Below are 25,250 nucleotides of genomic sequence, written 5' to 3'. Positions count from 1 at the left end.
GCCTCCCCGCGCTAGAGCATCGACAGGTCGACGCCTGCCGTAATCGACCCGATGGGGGCGCCGGTGGCAGGGTCGGTGATGGTGATCGAAACCTGGCTTTGGAACGTCTGGGTCGACTCGTCCTGCTCGACCTCGCCCAGGGCCACCGCGTCGGCGCCCGCGCCGAAGCTCAGCGTGAACTTGTCTTCGTCGCCCTGCCAGTAGTCCGACGTGACGGTCGACTGCGCAGCATTGAGCCCCATTGCATCGGTCGCGAAGATCTCGGTGAACAGGCCGGCGCTCTCGGCCTGGACGCCGGCAAGGTACTTCGAGGCCTCATTGCCGAGCGTCGCATCGATCATCGGCTTGGACGCAGCATCGACCTCAGCACGCCACTGCTTGTCGAGCTCGTCGATCTTGGCGGCGTCGTAGCCGGCCGAAACCTGATTCTGCGCCGAGATGGCTGCGACGAGGACGGGGTTCTGGGCGATCTCGCGCAACTTGCCCTGGGCCAGCGCCGTCAGCGGCTCGGCGAATTCATTGTCCTGCGCGAGGCTCGGGGCCATAAGGCCGAGCGTGCTCATCCCCAACAGGATCGCGGTCGTCAATTTGAGCAGGTTGCGGGTCATCGTGGTCTTTCCTTCTGGAGAGCGGCCTGGGGCCGAGCGAGTGCGTGCTACGGCTCGCTTCGCGAGCCGTGTCGAAAGCTGTGGTCCGGGTTTCACTTTTGGAAGCAGTTCCCCCCGAGCACTGCGGTCGTCCGGCCGCGGCGCAAATCGTCTTCGGTATCTGCATTCCCGATATGGAGAATTACGCAGTTTGCCTTAAAGGATCGTGAATAGCTTCTGGACACGAATTTAGGACATGGGGAGTCAGATTTTGGAGGAGCGCGCTCAACCTCCCTCTCATCGGATGGTGTCGTTGCGGCCACCCAAAGCAAAACGGGCGCCCAAAGGGACGCCCGTCTGAATTCAGTATCTGCAGTCCGCGTCAGTGCGCAGTGCCGGTTCCGACGGAAGCATCGAGCAGCAGGTTGCGCCAGCCGTCGATCTCTTCCTGGAGCCGCATCTCGTCGTCGGCGGTCGAGGCCGCCTGCTGGGCGGTGAGGCCCGCAGCGATCAGGCCCTCGATCTTGGCCTTGTCGAACTCGGCGATGTCCTGCGCTTCCTCTGCGAGGATCGTCAGGCCCTCGGGCGAGACGTCGGCGAAGCCGCCGCGCACATAGTAGACATGGCTGATGCCGGCATTGTTCACCACCGTGACGAAGCCCGGCTTCATCGTGGTCATGAACGGCGCGTGGTCGCCCAGAACGGTGAAGTAGCCGTCGGTGCCCGGCACGGTGACCGACTTCACCGTCTCCGAAAGCAGCAGCTTTTCAGGCGAGACGATCTCGAGTTTGGTGCCTTCAGCCATTGTCCTGCCTCTGGATCGGAACGGAGCCCGCCCTGTAGGGGCGAGCCCGGATGGGGTCGTGAAGCTTAGGCCGCAGCCGCGAGCTTCTGGGCCTTCTTGACCGCGTCTTCCATGGTGCCGACCATGTAGAAGGCGGCTTCCGGTAGGTGGTCGTACTTGCCATCGACGAGGTCACGGAACCCCTTGATGGTGTCTTCGAGCTGCACGAACACGCCCGGCGTACCGGTGAAGGCCTCGGCCACGTGGAACGGCTGGCTCATGAAGCGCTCGACCTTGCGGGCGCGGGCCACGGTGAGCTTGTCCTCTTCCGAGAGCTCGTCCATGCCCAGGATCGCAATGATGTCCTGGAGCGCCTTGTAGCGCTGCAGGATCTGCTGCACTTCGCGCGCCGTGTTGTAGTGCTCTTCGCCAACGATGTTCGCCGACAGCATGCGCGAGGTGGAGTCCAGCGGATCCACGGCCGGGTAGATGCCCTTCTCGGAGATGGCGCGGTTCAGCGTCGTCGTCGAGTCGAGGTGCGCGAACGAGGTCGCCGGAGCCGGGTCGGTCAGGTCGTCGGCGGGCACGTAGATGGCCTGCACCGAGGTGATCGAGCCCTTGTCGGTGGTGGTGATGCGTTCCTGTAGCGCGCCCATGTCGGTGGCGAGCGTGGGCTGGTAACCCACGGCCGAGGGAATACGGCCGAGCAGAGCCGACATTTCGGCGCCCGCCTGGGTGAAGCGGAAGATGTTGTCCACGAAGAACAGCACGTCCTGGCCCTGGTCGCGGAAGTGCTCGGCGACGGTGAGGCCCGACAGAGCCACGCGGGCACGGGCCCCCGGGGGCTCGTTCATCTGGCCGAACACCAAGGCGCACTTCGAACCGGCGGTCGAGCCGTTGTTCTCATGCGGGTCCTTGTTCACGCCCGATTCGATCATTTCGTGGTAGAGGTCGTTACCCTCGCGGGTGCGCTCGCCGACGCCGGCGAACACCGAGTAACCACCGTGGGCCTTGGCGACGTTGTTGATCAGTTCCTGGATCAGCACGGTCTTGCCCACGCCGGCCCCGCCGAAGAGGCCGATCTTGCCGCCACGTGCGTAGGGGGCGATGAGGTCCACGACCTTGATGCCGGTGACGAGAATCTGGGCTTCCGATGCCTGCTCGGTGAAGCTCGGCGCATCCTGGTGGATGCCGCGGCGGGTCTTGGTGACCACCGGGCCGGCTTCGTCCACGGGCTCGCCGATCACGTTCATGATGCGGCCGAGCGTCTCGTCGCCGACCGGCACCGAGATCGAACCGCCGGTATCGACCACGATGGCGCCACGAACCAGACCTTCGGTCGTATCCATCGCGATGGTGCGCACGGCGTTCTCGCCGAGGTGCTGCGCAACCTCGAGCACGAGGCGGCTGCCGTTGTTCTCGGTCTCGAGCGCGTTCAGGATCGCCGGCAGGTGACCGTCGAACACCACGTCGACCACGGCGCCGATGACCTGCGACACCTTACCGGTGACCTTGCCCTCGGTGACAATGGCGGGAGTGCTCGAAGCGGCCTTGCGGGCCGGGGCCTTCTTGGCGACGGGAGCCTTCTCGGTCGCCGGGGCTTTTGCTGCAGTTGCTGCGCGTGCCATCTGTTACCTCGTTCCTGCTTAGAGCGCTTCCGCGCCCGAAATGATTTCGATGAGTTCTTTGGTGATCTGCGCCTGGCGCTGACGGTTGTAGTTCAGCGTCAGCTTCTTGATCATCTCGCCGGCATTGCGCGTGGCGTTGTCCATGGCGCTCATCTGCGCACCGAAGAACGACGCGTTGTTCTCAAGCAGCGCGCGGAACACCTGCACCGAGATATTGCGCGGCAAGAGATCGGCGAGGATCGCTTCCTCGTCCGGCTCGTATTCGTAGTTGAGCGTGTCAACCGAGGCTGTCGCCGCGTCGAACTTGGCGGGGATCAGCTGCTGCGCGGTCGGGATCTGGCTGATCACCGACTTGAAGCGGGCGTAGAACAGCGTTGCGACGTCGAACTCGCCCGCCGCGTACATGGCGAGGATCTTCTCGCCCACCTGCGCGGCGTTGACGTAGCCGATCTGGCGCACTTCGCGGAACGAGATCGTCTCGATGATCTTGTCGCCGAGCGTGCGCTTCAGGATGTCGTTGCCCTTGCGGCCGACGGTGAGGATCTTCACCGTCTTGCCTTCGCCGATCAGCCGCAGCGCCGTTTCGCGAGCGAGACGGGCGATCGAGGAGTTGAAGCCGCCGGCGAGACCACGCTCGCCCGTCGCGACGACGAGCAGGTGCACCTGATCACGACCGTTGCCGGCGAGCAGCGCCGGAGCGTCCTGGCGACCGGCATAGGCTGCGCCGAGTGCGGCCAGCACGTTGCCCATGCGTTCGGCATACGGACGCGCCGCTACGGCCGCATCCTGGGCGCGACGGAGCTTGGCCGCCGCGACCATCTGCATGGCCTTGGTGATCTTCTGGGTCGATTTGACCGAGGCGATCCGGTTCTTGAGGTCCTTTAGCGAGGGCATCGGGCCGCTCTACTCCTGTTGCGAGGCCCCGCGGGACCCCGCCCAATCCTAAGGGCTTACGAGAACGTCTTCTTGAAAGCGTCGATGGCAGCCTTGAGCTTGGCGCGGAGGTCATCCGACAGCGCCTTCTCCTTGGCGATCGCGTTGAGTACATCGGCGTTCTTCGAACGGAGAGCGCTCAAGAGGCCCGCTTCGAACTCGCCGACCTTGTTGACCGGCAGGTCGTCGAGGTAGCCCTGGCCACCGGCGAAGATCACGGCCACTTCCTCTTCCGGCTTCAGCGGCGCGAACTGCGGCTGCTTCAGGAGTTCGGTGAGGCGCGCGCCGCGGTTGAGCAGGCGCTGGGTCGCGGCATCGAGGTCCGAACCAAACTGCGCGAAGGCGGCCATTTCGCGGTACTGCGACAGCTCACCCTTGAGCGAGCCGGCAACCTGCTTCATCGCCTTGATCTGGGCGTTGCCACCCACGCGGGAAACCGAGATACCGACGTTCACGGCCGGACGGATGCCCTGGAAGAAGAGGTTCGTCTCGAGGAAGATCTGGCCGTCGGTGATCGAAATCACGTTGGTCGGGATGTAGGCCGACACGTCGTTGGCCTGCGTCTCGATGACGGGGAGCGCGGTGAGCGAACCCGAACCGTGCTCTTCGTTGAGCTTGGCAGCGCGCTCGAGCAGGCGCGAGTGCAGGTAGAACACGTCGCCCGGATAGGCCTCGCGGCCCGGCGGACGGCGCAGCAACAGCGACATCTGGCGGTAGGCAACGGCCTGCTTGGTGAGATCGTCGAAGGCGATCACGGCGTGCATGCCGTTGTCGCGGAAATACTCGCCGATGGCGGCGCCGGTCATCGGCGCGAGGAACTGCATCGGCGCCGGATCGGAAGCGGTCGCCGCGACGACGATCGAGTATTCCATGGCGCCGGCGTCTTCCAGCACCTTGACGAACTGCGCTACGGTCGAGCGCTTCTGGCCGACGGCGACGTAGATACAGTAGAGCTTCTCGCTCTCGGGCGCGTTGGCCGCGTGCGCCGGCTTCTGGTTGAGGAAGGTGTCGAGAATGACGGCGGTCTTGCCGGTCTGGCGGTCGCCAATGATCAGCTCGCGCTGGCCGCGGCCGATCGGGATCAGCGCATCGATGGCCTTGAGGCCGGTCGACATCGGCTCATGCACCGACTTACGCGGCAGGATGCCCGGGGCCTTCACGTCGACGCGGCGGCGCTCCTTAGCCTTCAGCGGGCCCTTGCCGTCGATAGGGTTGCCGAGCGCGTCGACCACGCGGCCGAGCAGCTCCTTGCCCACCGGTGTATCGACGATGGCGCCGGTACGCTTGGCGACGTCGCCTTCCTTGATGCCGCGGTCATTGCCGAACAGCACGACGCCAACATTGTCGGTTTCGAGGTTCAGGGCCATGCCCTTGATGCCGCCCGGGAACTCGACGAGCTCACCGGCCTGCACGTTGTCGAGGCCGTAGACGCGGGCGATACCGTCACCGACGGACAGCACCTGGCCGACTTCGGACACCTCGGCTTCCTGGCCGAAATTCTGAATCTGCTCCTTGAGGATCGCAGAGATTTCCGCAGCTTTGATATCCATTATCCGACCTCTTTCATCGCGATCTTCATCGCCGTGAGCTTGGTTTTGAGTGATGAGTCGATCATCTGGCTGCCGACCTTGACCACGAGGCCACCGATCAGGCTGGGATCGACGTGTTGGGTAAGCGTGACCGACTTGCCGATCTTCGCTTTGAGGGTATCGGCCAGCGACTTGACCTGCGCGGCCGTCAGCGGCGCGGCGGAGGTCACATCGGCGGCAACTTCACCGCGATGGCCGGCTGCGCGTTCCTTGAACGCCGCGACGATCGCCGGCAGCGCGAACAGGCGCCCGTTGCGGGCAACGACCTTGACGAAATTGCCGACGGTCGTGTGCGCCTTGGCCTTTTCGAGCAGCGCATGCATGGCCTGCGCCTTTTCCTCGGTGTTGATCACCGGGGAGCGGAGGAACCGCGCAAAATCCTGGTTTTCACTGGCAAGAGCAGTGAGCTTGTCCAGCCCCTGCTCGACTGCGGCGACCGAATTGTCGGCCTTGGCGAGATCGAAGAGCGCCGACGCATATGGCCGCGCGATCTGGGAAAGCACTGAATCCTGCGCTGCCAATGCCCCGTCACCCTCGTGCTGCGCAACCCTTGTTCCGGCCAGTTAAGGTCGCCGGAGGCTGCTGTCGCTTATGATTGTTACCCGGAAAAGGCCGAAGGCCCCCGGAATTCGCGCCCCCTCTAACATGCGATGTTGGGCATCGCAAGGCACCGGGACACGAGTCTTTCTGGGAGATTTGTCGCAGGGGAAAAGGGTGGACGGCCATTGCCGTGTTCGACGTCGACTGTCCCACCCGCCGCGTGGGCTTGGAACCACCGTGACTAAAGAAAACTCTGCGGATCGATATCGACCTGGACACGCAGGTTGCCGGTGACTTTCGGGCCCTGATCGAGCCAGAACCGGACATAGCCCGAGAGGTCGAAATCCTTGCCCGATTGGGCCAGGAGACGCACCCGGTGGCGACCGCGGATCATCGAGATCGGTGCGTCCGCCGGGCCGAACAGTTTCAACCCATCCGCCATCGGCGCCGCCGACAGCAGCTGTTTGGCGAAGGCGAACGCTACCGCCTGCTCGTTGGCCGAGACGATCAATGCAGCGAGCCGCCCGAACGGCGGTAGCTGACCCGCCTCGCGCGCCAGCAGCTCATGCCGGTAGAACGCCTCCCGGTCGCCCTTCACCATTGCCTGCATTACGGGATGGCTCGGATGATAGGTCTGGAGGAAGGCCTTGCCGGTCCGGTTGGCCCGCCCGGCGCGGCCGGTGACCTGGGTGAGAATCTGGAACGTCCGCTCCGCCGCGCGCGGATCGCCGCGATCGAGCCCGAGGTCCGCGTCGAGCACGCCGACCAGCGTCAGCTTCTCGAAATGGTGCCCCTTGGCGACGAGCTGCGTGCCGATGATCAGATCGTGCTCGCCGCGCTCGATCTCGTCGAAGCGCTGCTTGAGCTCGTGGTTCGAGCCCATGTCCGACGACAGCACCACCATCCGCGCGCCCGGAAAGCGCGCCGCCGCTTCCTCGGCCACGCGCTCGATCCCCGGCCCGATCGGGGTCAGCGAATCGTCGGTGCCGCATTCGGTGCAGACTTTCGGCGTCCGCATGGTGAAGCCGCAGTGATGGCACATCAGCACGCCGCGGAAGCGGTGCTCGACCAGCCAGGCCGAACAATCCGGACATTGGTACTGGTGCCCGCACGACTTGCAGAGCGTCAGCGGCGCGTACCCCCGTCGGTTGAGAAACAGCAGCGCCTGCTCACCTCGGTCGAGCGTCGCGAACACTTCGCGCGCCAGCTGCGGCGCGATCCACTGCCCCTTCTCCGGCGGCTCCTCGCGCATGTCGATCGCCGTGATGTCGGGCATGCCCGCATCGGCGAAACGCGCGGTCAGCAGCACGTGCTTGTAGCGCCCGATATTGGCGTTGTTCCGGCTCTCGACCGACGGCGTCGCCGACGACAGGATCACCCGCGCCTCGGCAAACTTGGCCCGCACCACCGCCATGTCGCGGGCATGGTAGTTGACCCCGTCCGACTGCTTGAACGCCCCGTCATGCTCCTCGTCGAGGACGATCAGTCCCAGTTCGCGAAACGGCAGGAACAATGCCGAGCGCGCGCCCAGCACCACGCGCACGTCGCCGTTCAGCACGGAGCGCCAGGTCCGCGTCCGTTGCGCCGGCGTCATGTCCGAATGCCATTCGGCCGGCCGCGTGCCGAAGCGCTTGGTGAAGCGCTGCACAAAGGTCGATGTCAGCGCGATCTCGGGCAGCAGAACCAATGCCTGACGCCCGGCGCGGAGGGTATCGGCCACCGCCTCGAAGAACACTTCGGTCTTGCCCCCGCCGGTGACGCCATCGAGCAGCGCCACGCCGAACTGGTCGACCAGCAGCTCGCGAATCTGCGCCAGCGCCACCGCCTGCTCCCCGCTCAATACTGGCGGATCGGCGTCGGGGTTCGGCGGCAGCGCTACCGGTGGCGGCAGTCGCTCGGTTCGCTCGATCGCCCCCGCCTTCTCCAGCCCCTCGATCACCGAAGCGGAAACCCCGGCGGCGCCGACGATCGCCGACTTGGCCCAGGCCTCGCCGTCCATCAGCAGCTCAAGCACCTTTTCGCGCGACTTGGTCAGCTTGTCCGGCGCCGCCCCGGTCGCGCGAAACGCCAAAATCGTCCGCTCCGGCTCAAGCGCCTCGGTCGAGCGCAGCACCGACCGCAGCACCAGGCCCGGCGGCGCGAGGGTGTATTTCGACACCCAGTCGATCGTCTTCAGCAGCTCTTCCGACAGCGGCGGCACATCGTAAATCTGCGCGATGTCCTTGAGCCGGTTATGGGCGTAATTGTCCTTGGGCACGCCCCAGACGACGCCGAGTGTCAGCCGCCCGACCAGCGGCACGGCGACGATCGAGCCGCGCTCGACGCTCATCCCATATGGCACGCGATAGCTGTACGGCCCATCGACCGATACGCTCACCATCACCGCCACGATGTCCGGAAGCTCTGCCATCTGTGCCCGCTTTGTTCACGCTAGGGGCTACAATTGCAAGCGGCAATTGCGACCGGCGGGCTGCTGACGCGTTGTGTCAGCAGCCCCAGCGCAATCTCGACCGGTCAGCATGAAGGAGCTTTGCCATGCCCCACACGATTCCCGCCGGCTATACCACCGTGACGCCGTGGATCATCTCCTCCGATACCGGGCGGCTGTTCGACTTCATCACGGCCGCCTTCGATGGCGAGGAACTCGCGCGAATGAAGAACGACGCCGGCGCCGTAGAGCACGCGGAGATTCGGATCGGCGACGCCGTGGTGATGGCCTTCGACGCGCCGGAGGGCGTCGCGCCGCAACCGGCCTTCATCCGGCTGTACCTGCCCGACGCCCGTGTTGCCTTCGCCAAGGCGATCGGGGCCGGGGCCGTTGAGGTCACCAAGCCCACGCTGCTGGCTTTCGGCGATCGCGTCGCGCGCGTCCGCGATCCGCTCGGCAATATCTGGTGGCTGCAGCAGCATGTCGAGGACGTCTCGGAGGCAGAGATGCAGCAGCGCTGGACCGATCCGAACTGGTCGGCGCCGATGGAATATGTGCAGCACTCGCTGGCCCAGGCACTGCGCACCTGACCAGCGCCTCTATCGACCAACGCTCCTCCCGTGTAGTTTCGGCCTAATGGGAGGAAAATCATGGCCGAACAGGTCCTTGTCGTCACCGGCGGCAGCCGGGGCATCGGCGCGGCAGTCGCCAAGCTCGCGGCTGCGCGAGGCTACGGCGTCGTCGTGAACTATCTCGGCAATGTCGCCGCCGCCGAAGCCGTCTGCGCCACCATCCACGCGACCGGCGGCGAGGCCGTAGCGGTGCGAGGTGATGTCGGACGCGAGGAAGACATCGAGCACATCTTCCTGGCCGCCGACCGCATGGGGCCGCTCAAGGCCCTCGTCAACAATGCCGGCATGATCGCGCCAGTCTCGCGCCTCGACGCCATGCCGGCAGAGCGGATTGCCGAGGTCCTGCGCGTCAATGTACTCGGTACCCTGCTCTGCTCCGCCGCCGCTGTCCGCCGCATGTCGACGAAACACGGCGGATCCGGTGGTGGCATCGTCAATCTCAGTTCCGCCGCCGCCAAGCTCGGTGCCGCTGGCTCCTATCTCGACTACGCTACGTCGAAGGGCGCCATCGACACGTTCACCCTCGGCCTCGCCCTCGAAGTCGCCGGCGAAGGCATCCGGGTCAATGGCGTGCGTCCCGGCATCATTGATACCGATTTCCACGCCCAGGGCGGCGAGCCGGATCGAGCGAAAAAGCTCGCCTCCAGCATCCCCGTCGGCCGCGCCGGCACGGCGGAGGAAGTCGCGCGCTCGATCATGTGGCTATTGTCCGACGATGCCGCCTACGTCACCGGCACGACGCTAGCCGTAACCGGAGGACGGGCTCTCGTTCCGTGACGCACACCGCCGTCGACGACCTACAATTCATGCGGATTTCGCATGCCTCGTGGCAGCTACGGGGTTTCCACCGAAAGCCGGGTAGTCTAACCCGTTTGTCAGCCTTATATCGGCAGCGCTGAGCGCCTCCCACGGCGCCGAACGGAGCTTCTCGGAGACATCATGGCGGACACTTTCGACCTCACGGTAATCGGCAGCGGCCCCGGCGGCTATGTGGCGGCGATCCGCGCGGCGCAGCTCGGGATGAAAGTGGCCGTGGTCGAGAAATGGCCGACCTTCGGCGGCACCTGCCTCAACATCGGCTGCATTCCGAGCAAAGCCCTGCTGCACGCCTCGGAGCTGTTCGAGGAAGCCGGCCACCAGTTCCGCCAGTTCGGCATCGACGTGACGCCGCAGCTGAACCTGAAGCAGATGCTGCAGCACAAGGACGATACCGTCGTCGCCAATGTCGGCGGCATCGAATTCCTGTTCAAGAAGAACAAGATCACCACCTTCCGCGGCTCAGGCTCGATCCCGGCCGCCGGCAAGGTGCTTGTGACGCCGGACAGCGGCGCACCGACGACGATCGAGAGCAAGAACATCATCATCGCTACCGGTTCGGTTCCGGTCAGCCTGCCCGGCATCACTATCGACGAGAACAAGGTCGTCTCCTCGACCGGCGCCCTCGCCTTCCAGGAAGTGCCCAAGCGCCTCCTCGTCATCGGTGGCGGCATCATCGGGCTCGAGCTCGGCTCGGTCTGGGGCCGACTCGGCGCCAAGATACAGGTGGTGGAATTCCTCGACCGGATCCTCCCCGGTCTCGACAGCGAGGCCGCCCGCCAGATGCAGCGCTCGCTGCAGAAGCAGGGCATGGAGTTCAAGCTCTCGACCAAGGTCACGGCCATCGAAAAGCAGGGTGACGGTTCGCTGCGCGCCAAACTCGAACCGGCAGCCGGCGGCGAGGCCACCTGGGCCGAAGCCGATGCGGTGCTGGTTGCCGTCGGCCGCAAGCCCTTCACCGACGGCCTCGGTCTCGACGGCGCCGGCGTGGCGCTCGACGAGCGCGGCCGCGTCCGCATCGACGCGCAGTTCAAGACCAACATCCCCGGCATCTACGCTATCGGCGACGTCGTCGCCGGTCCGATGCTGGCACACAAAGCCATGGACGAGGGCCATGCCGTCGCCGAGATCATCGCCGGCCAGAAGCCGCACATCAACTACGGCACTATCCCCTCGGTGATGTACACGAGCCCGGAAGTCGCCTGGATCGGCAAGTCCGAGGACGAGCTGAAGGCCGCCGGGATCGAGTACAAGACCGGCAAGTTCCCCTTCACCGCCAACGGCCGCGCCAAGGCGATGCTAGCGACGCAGGGCTATGTGAAGATCCTCGCCGACGTCACTACCGACCGCGTGCTCGGCGCCCAGATCATTAGTAAGAACGCCGGCGAGATGATCCACGAGATCGCCGTGCTGATGGAGTTCTCCGGCTCCGCCGAAGACCTCGGCCGCATCACCCACGCCCACCCGACGCTCTCGGAAGCCGTGAAGGAAGCGGCCCTGATGTGCGGCGATGGGGCGATCCACATCTAGTCGCCGACCGCCGGCAGCGTGAGCAACCGATCACCCCCGCGACTGCGGGGGTTTTCTTTTAGCGTCACGCAGACGCCTCCCACGCCCTGGGCGTGTCGCCCCGCAGCAGCGGCGCGCTGGCGATCAGCACCTCCGCCAGCCGAGCGCTCACCCGCCGGATCGGGAGTTCATGCCGCCGGTCGGCATGGGTCACCTGCCACAGCTCGCAACCGAGTTCCGGAATCGGCGCGCCCAGCCGCGCCAGTCGATTGTCGCGATCACCGATGAAGCACGGCAGCACCGTCAACCCGGCACCCGCCGCGACGAAGTCCCGACAGGCCTGCACGTCGTTGGCGCGCACGCCGATCCGGTCGCCGTGATGCGCCTCGAGCCAGCGCGCAGCCGGCGTCCGACCGGCATCCCCGGACATCCCGACGAAAAACCCCGCTTCCACCCCGTTGATGCGCTTGCGGCCGGAGTAGATTGCATGCGCCGCATGACCAAGGTTGCGCTGCGCAAGGTTCGGCTCCAGCGGCCGCTGCATCCTGAGGTCGATATCGGCGGCCCGTCGCCCGACATCCACGTCGTCGAACGTGATGACGAATTCCAGTCGCGCCCTATCCTCGACCTGCCATAGCTCGCCGATCCGGTCGGCAAGGAACGACGCCATCCACGCCCCGACCGAGAGCCGCACTACCGGACCTGACGATGTCCCCTCGCTCCACCCCACGACCCCGCGCATCGCCGCCTCGACTTCCTCGGCCCGCGCCAGCAGATCGCTGCCCGCCTCGGTGAGCGCATAGCCCGCGACCGAGCGTACGAACAGCACCTGCCCGACCTGTTTCTCGAGTGCCGCGATCCGCCTGCCGAGGGTTGGCGCACTTGTGCCCGTCGCCTCCGCCGACGCCCTCAGGCCGCCGAGCCGCGCCACGGTGAGAAACAGCCGAAGGTCGTCCCAGTCGATCTTCATTTCATAAATGAAACATGCGTGCTGATCGTTCTTCTATCGCACATCCAGAGACCTCGCGCAAATGGACATACCTAGGATCAGTGGGAGTGCCAAAATGTCGATCACATGTACCGAAATCGAAACGGACTCTCGTCCCCGCCTGCTGGCCGCCTTGATCGCAGGTATCAGGAACCGGATCGAATACGCTCTGCTCGTCAGCGAACTGCGCGCCTTGAGCCCGCCCCTGCTTGCCGACGTCGGGATCGCCCGCTGGCAGATCCCGGCCTTTGCCCGATCAGCGATCTGGGGCGACCCGCTCGATCGCAGCCTGCCGGTCGACCAGCCGGCGACAACCATTGGCTCCGATACCTGGTGCCGGGCCTACATGATCCGCCTCGGCGGCTAGGCCGTGCTCTCCTCGAGCACCTTCACCTTCGGCTTTTCCTTCCGGGTGAAAAGCCACACCCCGCCCAGCACCAGTGCCGTACCCAGCGCATGATAGACGGTGAATGCCTCGCCGAGGATGAAGATGGCCAACCCCACCGTCACCAGCGGCGAGATATTGCCGATGATCGCCGTGCGCTCCGGTCCGATCAGCCCGATGGCGCCCGAGATGCAATAGGCCGGCACCACCGTCGAGATCGTCCCGATCGCCAGCATCAGCAGAAACCCGTTGCCGGTCACCGCCAGCGCCCCGACGGGGTGAGTAGCGAGGAAATGCGCGATCACCGCCGGCCCGGCCGCGCTCATTGCGATCGAGGTGAACAGCTCAGCCCCAAGCCGGTCGATCAGGGGCTTGGCCATGATCTGGTAGGCCGCATAGGCAACGGCCGACCCGAACACCAGCGCCACGCCGAGCAGCACGTCGTCGCCCTCGATCGCCATGTCATGCGCAAAGATCATCGCGATGCCGGCGTAGCTGACCACCAGCGCGGCTGCCATCGGCCCGGTGATCTTGCGCTTGAAGAACACCGCGCCGAACAGCACGACGAAGAACGGATAGGTGAGGAGGATCAGCCGGTCGAGCTGGGCCGAGATGTAGCCGAGCGCCGAAAAATCGAGATAGCTCGCCACATAGTAGCCGATCACGCCGACGCCCAGCGTCTGCAGCAGCACCGCAGCGGTCAGCACCGGCGGCGCGCCGGCCGGCGTCGCGGCCAGCTTCCGCCGATAAGTGATGATGCCGACGGTGAGAAAGATCGGCACGGCGACGATCATGCGCCAGGTCAGCGTCGTCACCGGATCGATGCCCTCGGCAAGCGCGAGCTTGATGACGATGCCCTTGGTGGCAAAGAACGCCGCGCCGGCAAGTGCCAGCACGAAGCCGGCCCAGGCGTAGTTGCGGTAGTCGAAACGGGCGGAAGGCGCAGTCTCGGAAGACATCTTGGCGGGTCCAGTTTGGGCCCTGCCATCAGATCACCGGTTCATCCCGCGCCTGATGGCGGGGCCGGTGAGCGTCGAAGGGTCAGATACGAGCCGTCGCGTCCCGGTCCCCGAGGGGCCGAAGGCAGATTTTGCCAATAATTAGGATGCAAGCGGACATGACCGGATAGGTACGCTCACGACCATCGGCTGTAAAGTGCGGCGAACGGTGAACGCTCTGTTCGGACTAAGCCCGTGGATGCGCCGCCCGATAGGCATCGAGCAGCCGCTCGGTATCGACCGCCGTGTAGATCTGCGTCGTCGACAGCGACGCATGGCCGAGCAGTTCCTGGATCGTCCTTAGATCTCCGCCTTTGCCCAGGAGGTGCGTGGCAAAGCTGTGCCGCAGCGCGTGGGGCGTCGCCGACGGCGGCAGCCCGAGCGCCCCGCGCAGCTGCTGCATCCGCAACTGGATCAGCCGCGGCGACAGCACCCCGCCCTTCTTGCCGCGGAACACCGCCTCGTCTACGCCCGGCTTGTAGGGCGCGAGCCCGAGATAGCGGTCGATCGCCTGCCGCACTGGTGCGATCAGCGGCACGATCCGCGTCCGACCGCCCTTGCCGGTGACCCGCAGCGCGCTCGCCTCGAGATCGGCGCGCGTCACCGCCAGCGCCTCCGAGATACGTAAGCCCGCCCCATAGCACAGCGAGATCACCGCCATGTCGCGCGCGGCGACCCAGGGCGTGTCCTCGAGCTCGTCCGTCGCCGTGATCGTCGCCTTCGCTTCCAGTACCGTCAGCGCCTTGGGCAGGCCCCGGGTCTGCTTCGGTGTGCGAATGGTATTGAGCGCTTCTGTCGCCAGCACGCCTTCGCGTTCGAGAAAGCCGAAGAAGCTCTTGATCGCCGACAGTTCCCGCGCCAGCGAGCGCGACCCCAGTCCTTCGTTGCGCCGGGCCGCGAGAAAGGCGCGCACATCGGCCGCCCGCAACTCGCCGAGCATGCCGAGCGATGCTTCTCCGCCCATGTGGCCCGCCAGGAACTGCACGAACTGGCCGAGGTCAGAGAGATACGCCTCAAGCGTTTTAGGCGCCAGCCGCCGCACCGCTCCCAGCTCGCGCTGCCAATTGGCGATCTGGGCCGCAAGCCCGGCATCGGGGAACATGGCGTAGGTCATTTCCCGATCCTAGGCCGCGGCACTTAGCACTTTGCTAACCTCTGACGGCATGTGGCGACCTCTTCGCCGCCAGCCTGTCCGTCGGCCTCAAGGGCGCGTTCTAGTCCGGCATTCCGGCCGGTGTTGCCGATCTGCATCACCGGCCGACCACCTCTGCCTCGGCCGCACACACGCGCGTGAGCCGCCCTTTGCCTGCCGCATTCGCGGGCTTATCCGCGATGCATGCATCGGCTGCTCTCCATCCTCACCATCTGCGTCGCGCTTCTGGCTCTCGTCAGCCCGAGCCTTGCGACCGGCCTCTGCGTCGCCCATGGTACGCCGAGCGTCGTCGCTTCGGCGGATGGCAGTTCGGTGCCCCTGCCGAACCCCTGTGAGATGCAGGGCGGCAAGCGCGTGCTCCCGGCCCGGCCGGAGTTTGCCCGCGTCGCGGTTGAGTTGCCGCGCGCCACCCTCGCCCAATGGGCTCGCGGCCTTGCCGACCAGCCCATGCACGACGGGCAGATGCCCGCAGCGGAACTCCCCCCGCCCCGGCTCGGCTGACAGCCGGCCTCACGATCCGCCACTCCTCCCAAGACCCACGCGGCCCCAAGCCGCATATGAGACATTTGCCATGACTGAATTCCTGATCGGCCGCCGCGCGCTGCTCGCCGGCGCCGCCAGCCTCGCCGCCCTTTCGCTCGCCGGTTGCGCCACCAGCGGCACCGCCACCGTCGCCACCGAAACGCCGCGCATCCCCGACGATGTGCTGTCGATGTACGCCGCGCTGCCCAACGAGCGCTTCCCCATCCCGGCCGCACGCATCGACCTCGTCGACCCGCAATACTGGCGCCAGATCGTTTCCGATCCGACCGGTGAACGTCCCGGCACCATTGTCATCGACACCGCCAACCGCTTCCTCTACCTGGTGCGCGACGGCGGCCAGGCCATGCGCTACGGCGTCGGCATCGGCCGCGACGGCTTTGCCTGGTCGGGTCGTGGCGTCATCCAGTACAAGCGCGAATGGCCGACCTGGACTCCGCCGAGTGAGATGATCGACCGGCAGCCGGAGCTGGAACCCTATCGTCAAGGCATGCCGCCGAGCCTCGAGAACCCGCTCGGCGCGCGCGCCCTCTACATCTTCAAGGACGGCCGCGACACCATCTACCGGCTGCACGGGGCAACCGACGCGCGCACCATCGGCAAGGCGATTTCATCGGGCTGCGTGCGCCTCTTGAACCAGGACGTGATCGATCTGTTCGAACGCGTGCCGAGCGGCACGCCCATCGTCGTCGCATGAAGAATCGCGAGCAAAAGCAGCGGCATAGGTGAACCGCAACTGAATGTGCCGGTCGGGCTGGGTTCAAAACCGCCCGACTAGAAGCCGCGTCACACAACGCCGGCTCGGCCGGCCTTTCAGGAACTGAACAGAATGAACAAGCTCATTGCTCTGGTGCTCGTCGGCGCCACTCTCTTCGTCTCGGCTCCGGCTTTTGCCGTCGACACCTCCATCTCGGCCCTCTGCGGCCCGGATGGTCCGGAATCCTACAAGCGCCCCGGCGGCTATTGCGAACAGATCGGCGCCAACCAGTCGCTGCTCGAGAACAAGCGCGAATACAATCCGTACCTCTACATCTGATCGCCTGAGCCACAGGCATAAAGGATCAAGCACATGAACAAGATCATCGCCCTGGTGCTCGTCAGCGCCACTCTCCTCGCTTCGGCTCCGGCTTTCGCCGTCGACACGTCCATTTCCACCCTTTGCGGTCCGGATGCACCCGAGGCCTACAAGCGCCCCGGCGGCTATTGCGAACAGATCGGCAAGAACGAGTCTGAAGCCGCAAAGAGCGAGCATCCGTGGTGGTGGGGCCTGAAGTAAGGCTCTTCCACGAGCCAACGCCTTGAATCAAAAGGGCCCGCAATAAGGGCCCTTCTTTTGTTTGCGTGCAGCACGACCTCAGAGATCGAGCACCAGGCGTTCCGGCGCCTCGAGGCTTTCTTTGACCCGCACGAGGAAGGTTACTGCTTCCTTGCCGTCGACGATGCGGTGATCGTAGCTCAGCGCCAGGTACATCATCGGACGGATGACGATCTGGCCGGCGACCACGACCGGACGCTCCTGGATCTTGTGCATGCCGAGGATGCCCGACTGCGGCGCATTGAGGATCGGTGTCGACATCAGCGAGCCGTAGACGCCACCGTTCGAGATGGTGAAGGTGCCACCCTGCATGTCGGCCATCGACAGCTGCCCGTCGCGCGCAAGCTTGCCAAGCCGGGCAATATCCTTCTCGATCTCGGCGATCGACATCTGGTCGGCATCGCGCACCACCGGCACGACGAGGCCCTTCTCGGTGCCCACGGCCACGCCGATATGGGCGTAGTTCTTGTAGATCAGGTCGTCGCCGTCGATCTCGGCATTGACCGCCGGAATCTCCTTCAGCGCATGCGTCACGGCCTTGGTGAAAAAGCCCATGAAGCCGAGCTTCACGCCGTGCTTTTTCTCGAACAGTTCCTTGTAGGAATTCCTGAGGTCCATCACCGGCTTCATGTCCACCTCGTTGAAGGTGGTAAGCATGGCGGCGGAGTTCTGTGCCTCCTTGAGCCGGCGCGCGATGGTCTGGCGCAGGCGGGTCATCTTCACGCGCTCTTCGCGCACGTCGTCGGCGGCATTCACCGGACCACGCGGCTGGGCCGGAACCGGTGCCGGTTCAGGCGACTTCGCGGACGGAGCAGGAGCCGGCTTGGCGGCGGGTGCAGGAGCAACGGGTGCGGGTGCGGGCGCAGCAGCCACGGCAACCGCCGGCGCTGCAACCGAGGCAGTAGCGGCGACGCCAGCCGGCTTCGCAATCGCCGCCAGCACGTCTTCCTTGAGGATCTGGCCGCGCTTGCCCGAGCCGTTGATGTCGGCCTCGTTGACGCCGCTCTCGGAGATCAGCTTGGCGGCGCTCGGCGCTGGCGCCATGCCGTTGCCGGTCGCCGGCTTGGGCGCAGGCTCCGCGGCGACAGCAGCCGGCTGCGGAACTTCGACAGGCTTGGCGGCAGGAGCGGGGCCCGCCGCGGTAACCGAGCCAGCCGCGCCGATCGCGCCGATCAGCGCGCCGACATTGACCGTGTCACCGGGATTGGCGGCGATCGATTCGAGCACGCCCGCGGCCGGAGCCGGGACCTCGATCGTCACCTTGTCGGTCTCGAGCTCGACCACTGGCTCATCCGCCGCGACTGTGTCGCCGACCTTTTTGAACCACTGGCCGATCGTCGCCTCGGTGACGCTTTCGCCCAGCGTGGGCACCCGGATGTCAGTCGCCATCAGTACGGTCCTTCAACTTGCCGCTTTGGAGCAGGATCGGAAGAGTACGTCCTCTTGCGGTGCGATCCTGCAACCACTTCATTTCGGGTAGCAACTGCGGCCACCCGTGATTCAACAGAATGGCGAGGCCAGCGCCCCGCCACTGTTCTTACTTCGCCAGTGCCTGTTCGAGGAACTGTTGCAGCTCCTGCAGGTGCTTGCGCATCAGGCCGGTCGCCGTCGCCGCCGAAGCCGCGCGGCCCGCATAGATCGGACGCTCGCCGCCACGGCCCATCTGGTCCAGCACCCAGTCGATATAGGGCTGGACGAAGGCCCAGGCGCCCATGTTCTTGGGCTCTTCCTGGCACCAGTAGATCTCGGCGTTCTTGAACCGGTTGAGTTCGTCGAGCAAAGCCTTGGCCGGGAACGGATAGAGCTGCTCGACGCGGAGCAGGTACACATCGTTGATGCCGCGCTTCTCGCGCTCTTCGAGCAGGTCGTAGTAGACCTTGCCCGAGCAGAGGACGACGCGACGGATGTCGCTGTCCGGCGCCAGCTTGACCGAGGTCTTGGGCACGCCCGGAGCTTCAGCATCGTCCCAGAGCAGGCGATGGAAGGTCGAATCCGGCCCGAACTCGATGAGGCCCGACACCGCTTTCTTGTGGCGCAGCAGCGACTTGGGCGTCATCAGGATCAGCGGCTTGCGGAAGTCGCGCTTCATCTGCCGGCGCAGGATGTGGAAGTAGTTGGCCGGCGTCGTGCAGTTGGCAACCTGCATGTTGTCCTCGGCGCAGAGCTGCAGGTAGCGCTCGAGACGCGCCGACGAGTGCTCCGGCCCCTGGCCTTCATAGCCATGCGGCAAGAGCATCACGAGGCCGCTCATGCGGAACCACTTGCGCTCGCCCGACGAGATGAACTGGTCCACCACCACCTGGGCGCCGTTGGCGAAATCGCCGAACTGGGCTTCCCACAACGTCAGCGTGTTCGGCTCGGCCAGCGAGTAGCCATACTCGAAGCCCAGCACCGCTTCTTCCGAGAGCATCGAGTTGATGACCTCGTAGCGCTCCTGGTTTTCAGCCACGTTGTTGAGCGGCGTGTAGGTCTCGTTGTCCTTTTCCTGGTCGTTCAGCACCGAGTGACGCTGGCTGAACGTGCCGCGCTCGACGTCCTGGCCCGAGAGGCGCACCGGGTGCCCTTCGGTGAGGATGGTCGCGAACGCCAGCGCTTCGCCGGTCGCCCAGTCGATGCCTTCACCGCTCTCGATCGCCGCGAGGCGATTGTCCATGAAGCGCTTCACCGTCTTGTGGGCGTTGAAGCTCGCCGGCACCGTGGTCAGGCGCTGCCCGATCTTGGCAAGGTCGATCAGGTCGACGCCGGTATCGCCGCGGCGCGGACCTTCGACGTCGGCGCGCTTCAGGTCCTTCCACACGCCATCGAGCCAGTCAGTCTTGTTGGGGCGGAAATCCTGCCCGGCCTCGAACTCGGTCTCGAGGTTGGCGCGCCAGTCGGCCTTCATCTTGTCGACTTCGTCATTGGTGACGAGGCCTTCGGCGACCAGGCGCTTGGAATAGATGTCGAGCGTCGTCTCGTGGCCGCGGATCTTGGAGTACATCAGCGGCTGGGTGAAGCTCGGCTCGTCGCCTTCGTTATGGCCGAAGCGGCGGTAGCAGAACATGTCGATGACCACCGGCTTGCCGAAGCGCTGCCGGTATTCCGTCGCCACCTTCGAGACGTAAACCACCGCCTCCGGATCGTCGCCGTTCACATGGAACACCGGCGCCTCGATCATCTTGGCCACATCGGTCGGATAGGGCGAAGAGCGCGAATACATCGGCGCCGTGGTGAAGCCGATCTGGTTGTTGATAACGAAGTGGATCGAACCGCCGGTGCGGTGACCCTTGAGGCCAGACAGCCCGAGGCACTCGGCGATCACGCCCTGCCCAGCAAACGCCGCATCGCCATGCAGCAGCAGCGGCAGGACGACCGAACGGTCGGTCTGGCGTGTGTCAGCAATGAACTTGCCATCGACCGCCGAACGCTGGTCCTGCTTGGCGCGGGCCTTCCCCAGCACCACCGGATCGACGATCTCGAGATGGCTCGGGTTGGCGGTCAGCGACAGGTGGACATTGTTGCCATCGAACTCGCGGTCGGCCGAAGCACCGAGATGGTACTTCACGTCGCCCGAACCTTCGACTTCTTCCGGGTAGAAGGCGCCGCCCTTGAACTCGTGGAACAGGGCGCGATGCGGCTTCGCCAGCACCTGGGTCAGGACGTTCAGCCGGCCGCGATGCGCCATGCCGAGCACGATGTCCTTCACGCCCAGCGCGCCGCCGCGCTTGATAATCTGCTCGAGCGCCGGGATCAGCGCTTCCGAGCCATCGAGGCCGAAACGCTTGGTGCCGGTGAACTTGACGTCGAGGAACTTCTCGAAGCCTTCGGCCTCGACCAGCTTGTTGAGGATCGCCTTCTTGCCCTCGGGCGTGAACTTGATCTCCTTGTCCGGCCCTTCCATGCGCTCCTGGATCCACTGCTTGGCTTCCGGATCGGAGATGTGCATGAACTCGACGCCGACCGTGGAGCAGTAGGTCCGCTTCAGGATCTCGAGCATCTGGGGGATGGTCGCGTATTCGAGCCCCAGATAGTTGTCGATGAAGATCTTGCGGCCGTAGTCGGCCTCGGTGAACCCGTAGGCAGCGGGCTCCAGTTCGGGCGCCGGCTCGTCCGCCTTCATCTTCAACGGGTCGAGGTCGGCATGCAGGTGCCCGCGCATGCGGTAGGCGCGGATCATCATGATGGCGTGGATCGAGTCACGCGTCGCCTGCAGCACGTCGATGGCGCTTGGCGCAGGCGCACTCTCGGCCTTGGCCTTCTCGACCACCGCCTTCTGCACCTTGACCTGGATTTCACCCCAGTTGCCGTCGAGTGCTGACACCAGCTCGCCATTGGCGCTCTGTGGCCAGTCGCTGCGGGCCCAGCTCGGGCCCTCGGCATTCTTCTCGATGTCCTGAGGGGTATCTTCAAGCCGCCCGAAATACGAGGCCCAGGTCGGGTCGATCGAATTCGGATCGGTCTTGTAGCGGGCGTATAGCCCTTCGATGTAATCGGCGTTGCCGCCGTAAAGGAAAGAAGAGAGCAAGAACTGTTCGTTCTTTTCTTGTCGGGTCATGTCCGTCGCGGGGCGTTGACCCCGCCATCCTTCTCAAAACGCCCGGGAAGCTGCTCAACCGGGCCAGCATGCACGGGCCTAGATGCCCGTTAAGTCCTTTGTTTGACGTTAAGGCGCGGAACGTTCCCGCGCCTCATCATCGGTTCGTGACCCTCGCTTAGCCTTTTAGGACTTCCGCGAGCGTTTGACCAATCCTTGCAGGTGACTGCGACACCTTTATGCCCGCACGTTCCATCGCGGCGATTTTGTCTTCCGCGCCGCCCTTGCCGCCCGAGATCACGGCGCCGGCATGGCCCATGGTCCGGCCTGCCGGAGCGGTACGACCGGCGATAAAGCCGGCCATCGGCTTCTTGCGGCCGCGCTTGGCTTCGTCGATCAGGAATTGCGCCGCGTCTTCCTCGGCCGAACCGCCGATTTCGCCGATCATGATGATCGACTTGGTCGCTTCGTCCTTGAGGAACAGCTCGAGCACATCGATAAATTCGGTGCCCTTGACCGGGTCGCCGCCGATGCCGACCGCTGTGGTCTGGCCGAGACCGGCATTGGTGGTCTGGAACACCGCCTCATAGGTAAGCGTGCCGGAGCGGGAAACAATGCCCACCGAGCCCTTCGAAAAGATCGAGCCCGGCATGATGCCGATCTTGCACTCTTCCGGCGTCAGGACGCCCGGGCAGTTCGGGCCGAGGAGCCGCGATTTCGACTTCTCGAGCCGGGCCTTCACCCGCACCATGTCGAGCACCGGGATGCCCTCGGTGATGCAGACGATCAGCGGAATTTCCGCATCGATCGCCTCGATGATGGCGTCGGCTGCACCCGGAGGCGGCACATAGACCACCGAGGCATTGGCGTTGGTGCGCTCCTTGCCTTCGGCGACCGAAGCGAACACCGGCAGCGTCGCGCCGCTATCGAGCCCCGACGTCCAGATTTCACCGGCCTTCTTGGGGTTCACACCGCCGACCATCTTGGTGCCGTAGTAGGCGAGGGCCTGCTCGGTATGGAACGTACCGGTCTTGCCGGTCAGCCCCTGTACCAGGACGCGCGTGTCTTTGTTGACGAGAATGGACATTGCTCGGTTCCTGGCTCAGCGGTTCTTCACGGCGGCGACGATCTTCTGCGCCGCGTCGTCGAGGTCGTCGGCGGAAATCACGTCGAGCCCGGACGAGTTGAGGATGGCCTTGCCTTCCTTGACATTGGTGCCCTCGAGGCGAACCACCAGCGGCACCTGCAGTCCGACTTCCTTCACCGCCGCGATCACACCTTCCGCGATGATGTCGCAACGCATGATGCCGCCGAAGATGTTGACCAGGATCCCTTTGACGGCCGGATCGGCGGTGATGATCTTGAACGCCGCCGTCACCTTCTCCTTGGAAGCGCCGCCGCCCACATCGAGGAAGTTGGCGGGCTCCGCGCCGTAGAGCTTGATGATGTCCATCGTCGCCATGGCTAGGCCGGCGCCGTTGACCATGCAGCCGATATTGCCGTCGAGCGCCACATAGGCGAGGTCGAACTTCGACGCCTCGATTTCCTTGGCATCTTCCTCGCTGAGGTCGCGCAGCGGCTTCAGCTCTTCATGGCGGAACGAGGCGTTGTTGTCGAAGCTCATCTTGGCATCGAGCACGCGGATATGCCCGTTGGTCATGACGATCAGCGGGTTCACTTCGAGGAGGCTCATGTCCTTCTCGACGAAGGCCCGGTAGAGGGCGGGGAACACCAGCGCCGCGTCGACACGTGCCGCGCCTTCGAGCTTCAGCGCATCGCTGAGCTTTTCGACATCGTCGGTGGTGACGCCGGTGGCCGGATCGATGGCGACGGTGATGATCTTGTCGGGCGTGTCATGCGCCACGGTCTCGATATCCATGCCACCTTCGGTCGAAACGACGAAGGCCACGCGGCCGACCGAGCGATCGACCAGCAGCGAGCAATAGAGCTCGCGGGCAATGTCGGCGCCATCTTCGATGTAGAGGCGGTTCACCTGCTTGCCGGCCGGGCCGGTCTGCTTGGTGACGAGCGTGTTGCCGAGCATTTCCTTTGCGTTGGACGCAACTTCCGCCGCCGACTTTGCGAGGCGCACGCCGCCCTTGGCGTCGGGCGGAAGTTCCTTGAACTTGCCCTTGCCGCGGCCGCCGGCATGGATCTGGCTCTTCACCACATAGAGCGGGCCCGGCAGTTGCGCCGCCGCGGCCTCGGCTTCACTGGGCGAAAAGATCGCGACGCCCTTGGCCACCGGCAGGCCATAGGTTGCGAGCAGTGCCTTGGCCTGGTGTTCGTGGATGTTCATGCCGCTCCTTTGCCTCCGGTCCGAGGCTTATGAATTTCTTCCGGTGAAGCCCCGGACCAGCTCGCTGGCGCCAGGGGCGATCACCACGGGGTCGATTGCGCAATCGAACGTTGGCGCCATCGCGCCGATGCCGCGGGCGATGCCGTTGGCCTGCTCCAGCTTGGCGTCAACCACGCCGATCACGCAGCCATCCTGCGATTCCGTATTGACGCGCGAGATCACCAGTGCCTGCGCCTCGCGGCCGTCGACGCTGATGTAGTAGCGAATGATCGCCGCCTCCGGGACACCCATCGCATTGGTCAACCACTCGACGGTATCGCCGATACTGTTGAAGGCCGAGAACGTCTCGAAATGCTCGCCCTTGAACCCGAAATCGACATCAAGCCGGGCATCGCCCTCCGACACGAGAACGTCGAGCCCGTCATGTCCGGGACAGACCATGTCGGAACCGCCATCCTCGTAGGTCTGGATCACCTTGCAGCCCGCATCGTCGATCTTGGTGTAGACGCTCGCCGCGCCAGCGTCGCCGCTGATTGCGGCGGCAAATGCGAAGGTCAGCAGGGCGATTGCGAAGCGCATGGTGGCCTCTCGAGCGATCGTTCGGATCTCACGCCAGCTTCGGCGCGATCTTCTTGCATGCCTCGATCAGCCCGGCGACCGCGGCCACCGACTTGTCGAACTGCTTCTGCTCCGAACCCGAGAGCGAAATCTCGACCACCTTCTCGACGCCACCGGCGCCCAAGACGATCGGCACGCCCACATAGGTGCCCTTGACGCCGTATTCGCCCTTGAGGAAGGCGGCGGCCGGCAGGATGCGCTTCTTGTCCTTGAGGTAGCTCTCGGCCATCTCGATGGCCGAAGCCGCCGGGGCGTAGAAGGCCGAGCCGGTCTTCAGCAGCCCCACGATCTCGGCGCCGCCGTCACGGGTGCGCTGGATGATCGCCTCGAGCTTTTCCTTGGTCAGCCAGCCCATCTTGACGAGGTCGGGCAGCGGGATGCCGGCAACGGTCGAGTAGCGCGCCAGCGGCACCATGGTGTCGCCATGTCCGCCGAGGACGAACGCCGTGACGTCCTCAACCGAGACTTTCAGCTCTTCGGCGATGAAGTAGCGGAAGCGGGCGCTATCGAGCACGCCGGCCATGCCGACGACGCGGTTGGCGGGGAGGCCCGAGAACTTCTGCAGCGCCCACACCATCGCATCAAGCGGGTTGGTGATGCAGATGACGAAGGCTTCCGGCGCATACTTGGCGATGCCGGCGCCCACCTGCTCCATCACCTTGAGGTTGATTTCGAGCAGGTCGTCGCGGCTCATGCCGGGCTTGCGCGGAACGCCCGCGGTGACGATGACCACGTCGGCGCCGACGATGTCCTTGTATTCGGAGGTGCCCTTCAGCGAGGAATTGAAGCCTTCAACCGGGCCGGACTGGCTGAGATCGAGGGCCTTGCCCTGCGGCACGCCGTCCATGATGTCGAACAGGATGACGTCGCCCAACTCTTTGGTCGCGGCCAGAAGTGCCAATGTGCCACCAATCTGTCCCGCACCGATCAGAGCGATCTTCTTGCGCGCCATCCACGAACCCCGTTTTGCTTATGCTGGAAATTGCGCGCCCCTA

The 25,250-nt window shown here is 65.0% G+C and carries 24 protein-coding genes; 8 read left to right on the top strand and 16 right to left on the bottom strand.

Translation table 11 applies throughout. The annotated features are described in order from the left end of the window. Nucleotides 1-11: 11 nt before the first annotated feature. From ACOYW5_RS16675 to ACOYW5_RS16645, 7 genes are all read right to left on the bottom strand, one after another. A complete protein-coding gene (locus ACOYW5_RS16675) occupies nt 12-608 on the bottom strand; it encodes a hypothetical protein (protein WP_423066016.1) in 597 nt (198 codons plus the stop codon). 361 nt (nt 609-969) lie between these two features. Further along, nucleotides 970-1,392, bottom strand: coding sequence for a F0F1 ATP synthase subunit epsilon (locus ACOYW5_RS16670; protein WP_423066015.1), 423 nt, complete (start codon nt 1,390-1,392; stop codon nt 970-972). Between the two features lie 65 nt (nt 1,393-1,457). Continuing rightward, nucleotides 1,458-2,999: a F0F1 ATP synthase subunit beta gene (gene atpD / locus ACOYW5_RS16665; RefSeq protein WP_423066014.1), complete on the bottom strand. Its 1,542-nt coding sequence runs from the start codon at nt 2,997-2,999 to the stop codon at nt 1,458-1,460. 18 nt (nt 3,000-3,017) lie between these two features. Beyond that, the gene (locus tag ACOYW5_RS16660) at nt 3,018-3,893 is read right to left on the bottom strand and encodes a F0F1 ATP synthase subunit gamma (RefSeq protein WP_423066013.1); all 876 of its coding nucleotides are present in this window, start codon (nt 3,891-3,893) and stop codon (nt 3,018-3,020) included. A gap of 56 nt (nt 3,894-3,949) precedes the next feature. Beyond that, nucleotides 3,950-5,482 carry a F0F1 ATP synthase subunit alpha gene (gene atpA / locus ACOYW5_RS16655; RefSeq protein WP_423066012.1) on the bottom strand — a complete coding sequence of 511 codons (1,533 nt, stop codon included), beginning with the start codon at nt 5,480-5,482 and terminating at the stop codon, nt 3,950-3,952. Further along, a complete protein-coding gene (locus ACOYW5_RS16650) occupies nt 5,482-6,042 on the bottom strand; it encodes a F0F1 ATP synthase subunit delta (RefSeq protein ID WP_423066011.1) in 561 nt (186 codons plus the stop codon). Before ACOYW5_RS16650 ends, atpA begins: the two co-directional genes overlap by 1 nt. A gap of 260 nt (nt 6,043-6,302) precedes the next feature. After that, nucleotides 6,303-8,471 (bottom strand): primosomal protein N', encoded by a 2,169-nt coding sequence (locus tag ACOYW5_RS16645; protein WP_423066010.1) that lies wholly within the window; start codon nt 8,469-8,471, stop codon nt 6,303-6,305. A gap of 125 nt (nt 8,472-8,596) precedes the next feature. On the opposite strand from ACOYW5_RS16645, the gene ACOYW5_RS16640 reads away from it, so the two are divergent. The 3 genes from ACOYW5_RS16640 (at nt 8,597) to lpdA (ending at nt 11,467) form a co-directional block, all read left to right on the top strand. After that, complete coding sequence (locus ACOYW5_RS16640) at nt 8,597-9,079, top strand: VOC family protein (RefSeq protein ID WP_423066009.1); 483 nt, start codon at nt 8,597-8,599, stop codon at nt 9,077-9,079. A gap of 60 nt (nt 9,080-9,139) precedes the next feature. Then, on the top strand, nt 9,140-9,898 hold the full coding sequence (locus ACOYW5_RS16635; RefSeq protein ID WP_423066008.1) for an SDR family oxidoreductase: 759 nt from the start codon (nt 9,140-9,142) through the stop codon (nt 9,896-9,898). Nucleotides 9,899-10,060: 162 nt separating this feature from the next. Continuing rightward, nucleotides 10,061-11,467, top strand: coding sequence for a dihydrolipoyl dehydrogenase (gene lpdA, locus ACOYW5_RS16630; RefSeq protein WP_423066007.1), 1,407 nt, complete (start codon nt 10,061-10,063; stop codon nt 11,465-11,467). Between the two features lie 64 nt (nt 11,468-11,531). On the opposite strand, the gene ACOYW5_RS16625 is transcribed toward lpdA, so the two are convergent. Beyond that, nucleotides 11,532-12,416, bottom strand: coding sequence for a LysR family transcriptional regulator (locus tag ACOYW5_RS16625; protein ID WP_423066006.1), 885 nt, complete (start codon nt 12,414-12,416; stop codon nt 11,532-11,534). Nucleotides 12,417-12,510: 94 nt separating this feature from the next. On the opposite strand from ACOYW5_RS16625, the gene ACOYW5_RS16620 reads away from it, so the two are divergent. Next, nucleotides 12,511-12,801 (top strand): hypothetical protein, encoded by a 291-nt coding sequence (locus tag ACOYW5_RS16620; RefSeq protein WP_423066005.1) that lies wholly within the window; start codon nt 12,511-12,513, stop codon nt 12,799-12,801. Here ACOYW5_RS16620 and ACOYW5_RS16615 read toward each other — a convergent pair. Next, entirely contained in the window at nt 12,798-13,778 is a 981-nt protein-coding gene (locus tag ACOYW5_RS16615; RefSeq protein WP_423066004.1) for a DMT family transporter, read from the bottom strand. The genes ACOYW5_RS16620 and ACOYW5_RS16615 overlap by 4 nt on opposite strands. A gap of 226 nt (nt 13,779-14,004) precedes the next feature. Continuing rightward, nucleotides 14,005-14,931, bottom strand: a complete 927-nt coding sequence (locus tag ACOYW5_RS16610; protein ID WP_423066003.1) for a tyrosine recombinase XerC — start codon at nt 14,929-14,931, stop codon at nt 14,005-14,007. 222 nt (nt 14,932-15,153) lie between these two features. Between ACOYW5_RS16610 and ACOYW5_RS16605 the strand changes: the two genes are divergently transcribed. The 4 genes from ACOYW5_RS16605 (at nt 15,154) to ACOYW5_RS16590 (ending at nt 16,786) form a co-directional block, all read left to right on the top strand. Beyond that, nucleotides 15,154-15,471, top strand: coding sequence for a hypothetical protein (locus ACOYW5_RS16605; protein WP_423066002.1), 318 nt, complete (start codon nt 15,154-15,156; stop codon nt 15,469-15,471). 70 nt (nt 15,472-15,541) lie between these two features. Continuing rightward, complete coding sequence (locus ACOYW5_RS16600) at nt 15,542-16,207, top strand: L,D-transpeptidase (RefSeq protein WP_423066001.1); 666 nt, start codon at nt 15,542-15,544, stop codon at nt 16,205-16,207. A gap of 132 nt (nt 16,208-16,339) precedes the next feature. Beyond that, nucleotides 16,340-16,546, top strand: coding sequence for an acid shock protein (locus tag ACOYW5_RS16595; protein ID WP_423066000.1), 207 nt, complete (start codon nt 16,340-16,342; stop codon nt 16,544-16,546). 33 nt (nt 16,547-16,579) lie between these two features. After that, complete coding sequence (locus ACOYW5_RS16590) at nt 16,580-16,786, top strand: hypothetical protein (protein ID WP_423065999.1); 207 nt, start codon at nt 16,580-16,582, stop codon at nt 16,784-16,786. 78 nt (nt 16,787-16,864) lie between these two features. Here the strand turns inward: ACOYW5_RS16590 and odhB are convergent, their stop codons facing one another. The 6 genes from odhB to mdh form a co-directional block, all read right to left on the bottom strand. Beyond that, entirely contained in the window at nt 16,865-18,214 is a 1,350-nt protein-coding gene (odhB, locus tag ACOYW5_RS16585) for a 2-oxoglutarate dehydrogenase complex dihydrolipoyllysine-residue succinyltransferase (RefSeq protein WP_423065998.1), read from the bottom strand. Nucleotides 18,215-18,362: 148 nt separating this feature from the next. Further along, on the bottom strand, nt 18,363-21,359 hold the full coding sequence (locus ACOYW5_RS16580; protein ID WP_423065997.1) for a 2-oxoglutarate dehydrogenase E1 component: 2,997 nt from the start codon (nt 21,357-21,359) through the stop codon (nt 18,363-18,365). Nucleotides 21,360-21,516: 157 nt separating this feature from the next. After that, on the bottom strand, nt 21,517-22,425 hold the full coding sequence (sucD, locus tag ACOYW5_RS16575; RefSeq protein WP_423065996.1) for a succinate--CoA ligase subunit alpha: 909 nt from the start codon (nt 22,423-22,425) through the stop codon (nt 21,517-21,519). A 15-nt stretch (nt 22,426-22,440) separates the two neighbouring features. Next, the gene (gene sucC, locus ACOYW5_RS16570) at nt 22,441-23,637 is read right to left on the bottom strand and encodes an ADP-forming succinate--CoA ligase subunit beta (RefSeq protein ID WP_423065995.1); all 1,197 of its coding nucleotides are present in this window, start codon (nt 23,635-23,637) and stop codon (nt 22,441-22,443) included. A 27-nt stretch (nt 23,638-23,664) separates the two neighbouring features. Beyond that, the gene (locus ACOYW5_RS16565) at nt 23,665-24,216 is read right to left on the bottom strand and encodes a hypothetical protein (protein ID WP_423065994.1); all 552 of its coding nucleotides are present in this window, start codon (nt 24,214-24,216) and stop codon (nt 23,665-23,667) included. A 28-nt stretch (nt 24,217-24,244) separates the two neighbouring features. Beyond that, nucleotides 24,245-25,207 (bottom strand): malate dehydrogenase, encoded by a 963-nt coding sequence (gene mdh / locus ACOYW5_RS16560; RefSeq protein WP_423065993.1) that lies wholly within the window; start codon nt 25,205-25,207, stop codon nt 24,245-24,247. Nucleotides 25,208-25,250 lie beyond the last annotated feature (43 nt).

The sequence above is a fragment of the Devosia sp. CN2-171 genome (genome assembly GCF_049354815.1).
Lineage (GTDB): Bacteria > Pseudomonadota > Alphaproteobacteria > Rhizobiales > Devosiaceae > Devosia_A.
This window is presented reverse-complemented; position numbering and strand designations above follow the sequence as displayed.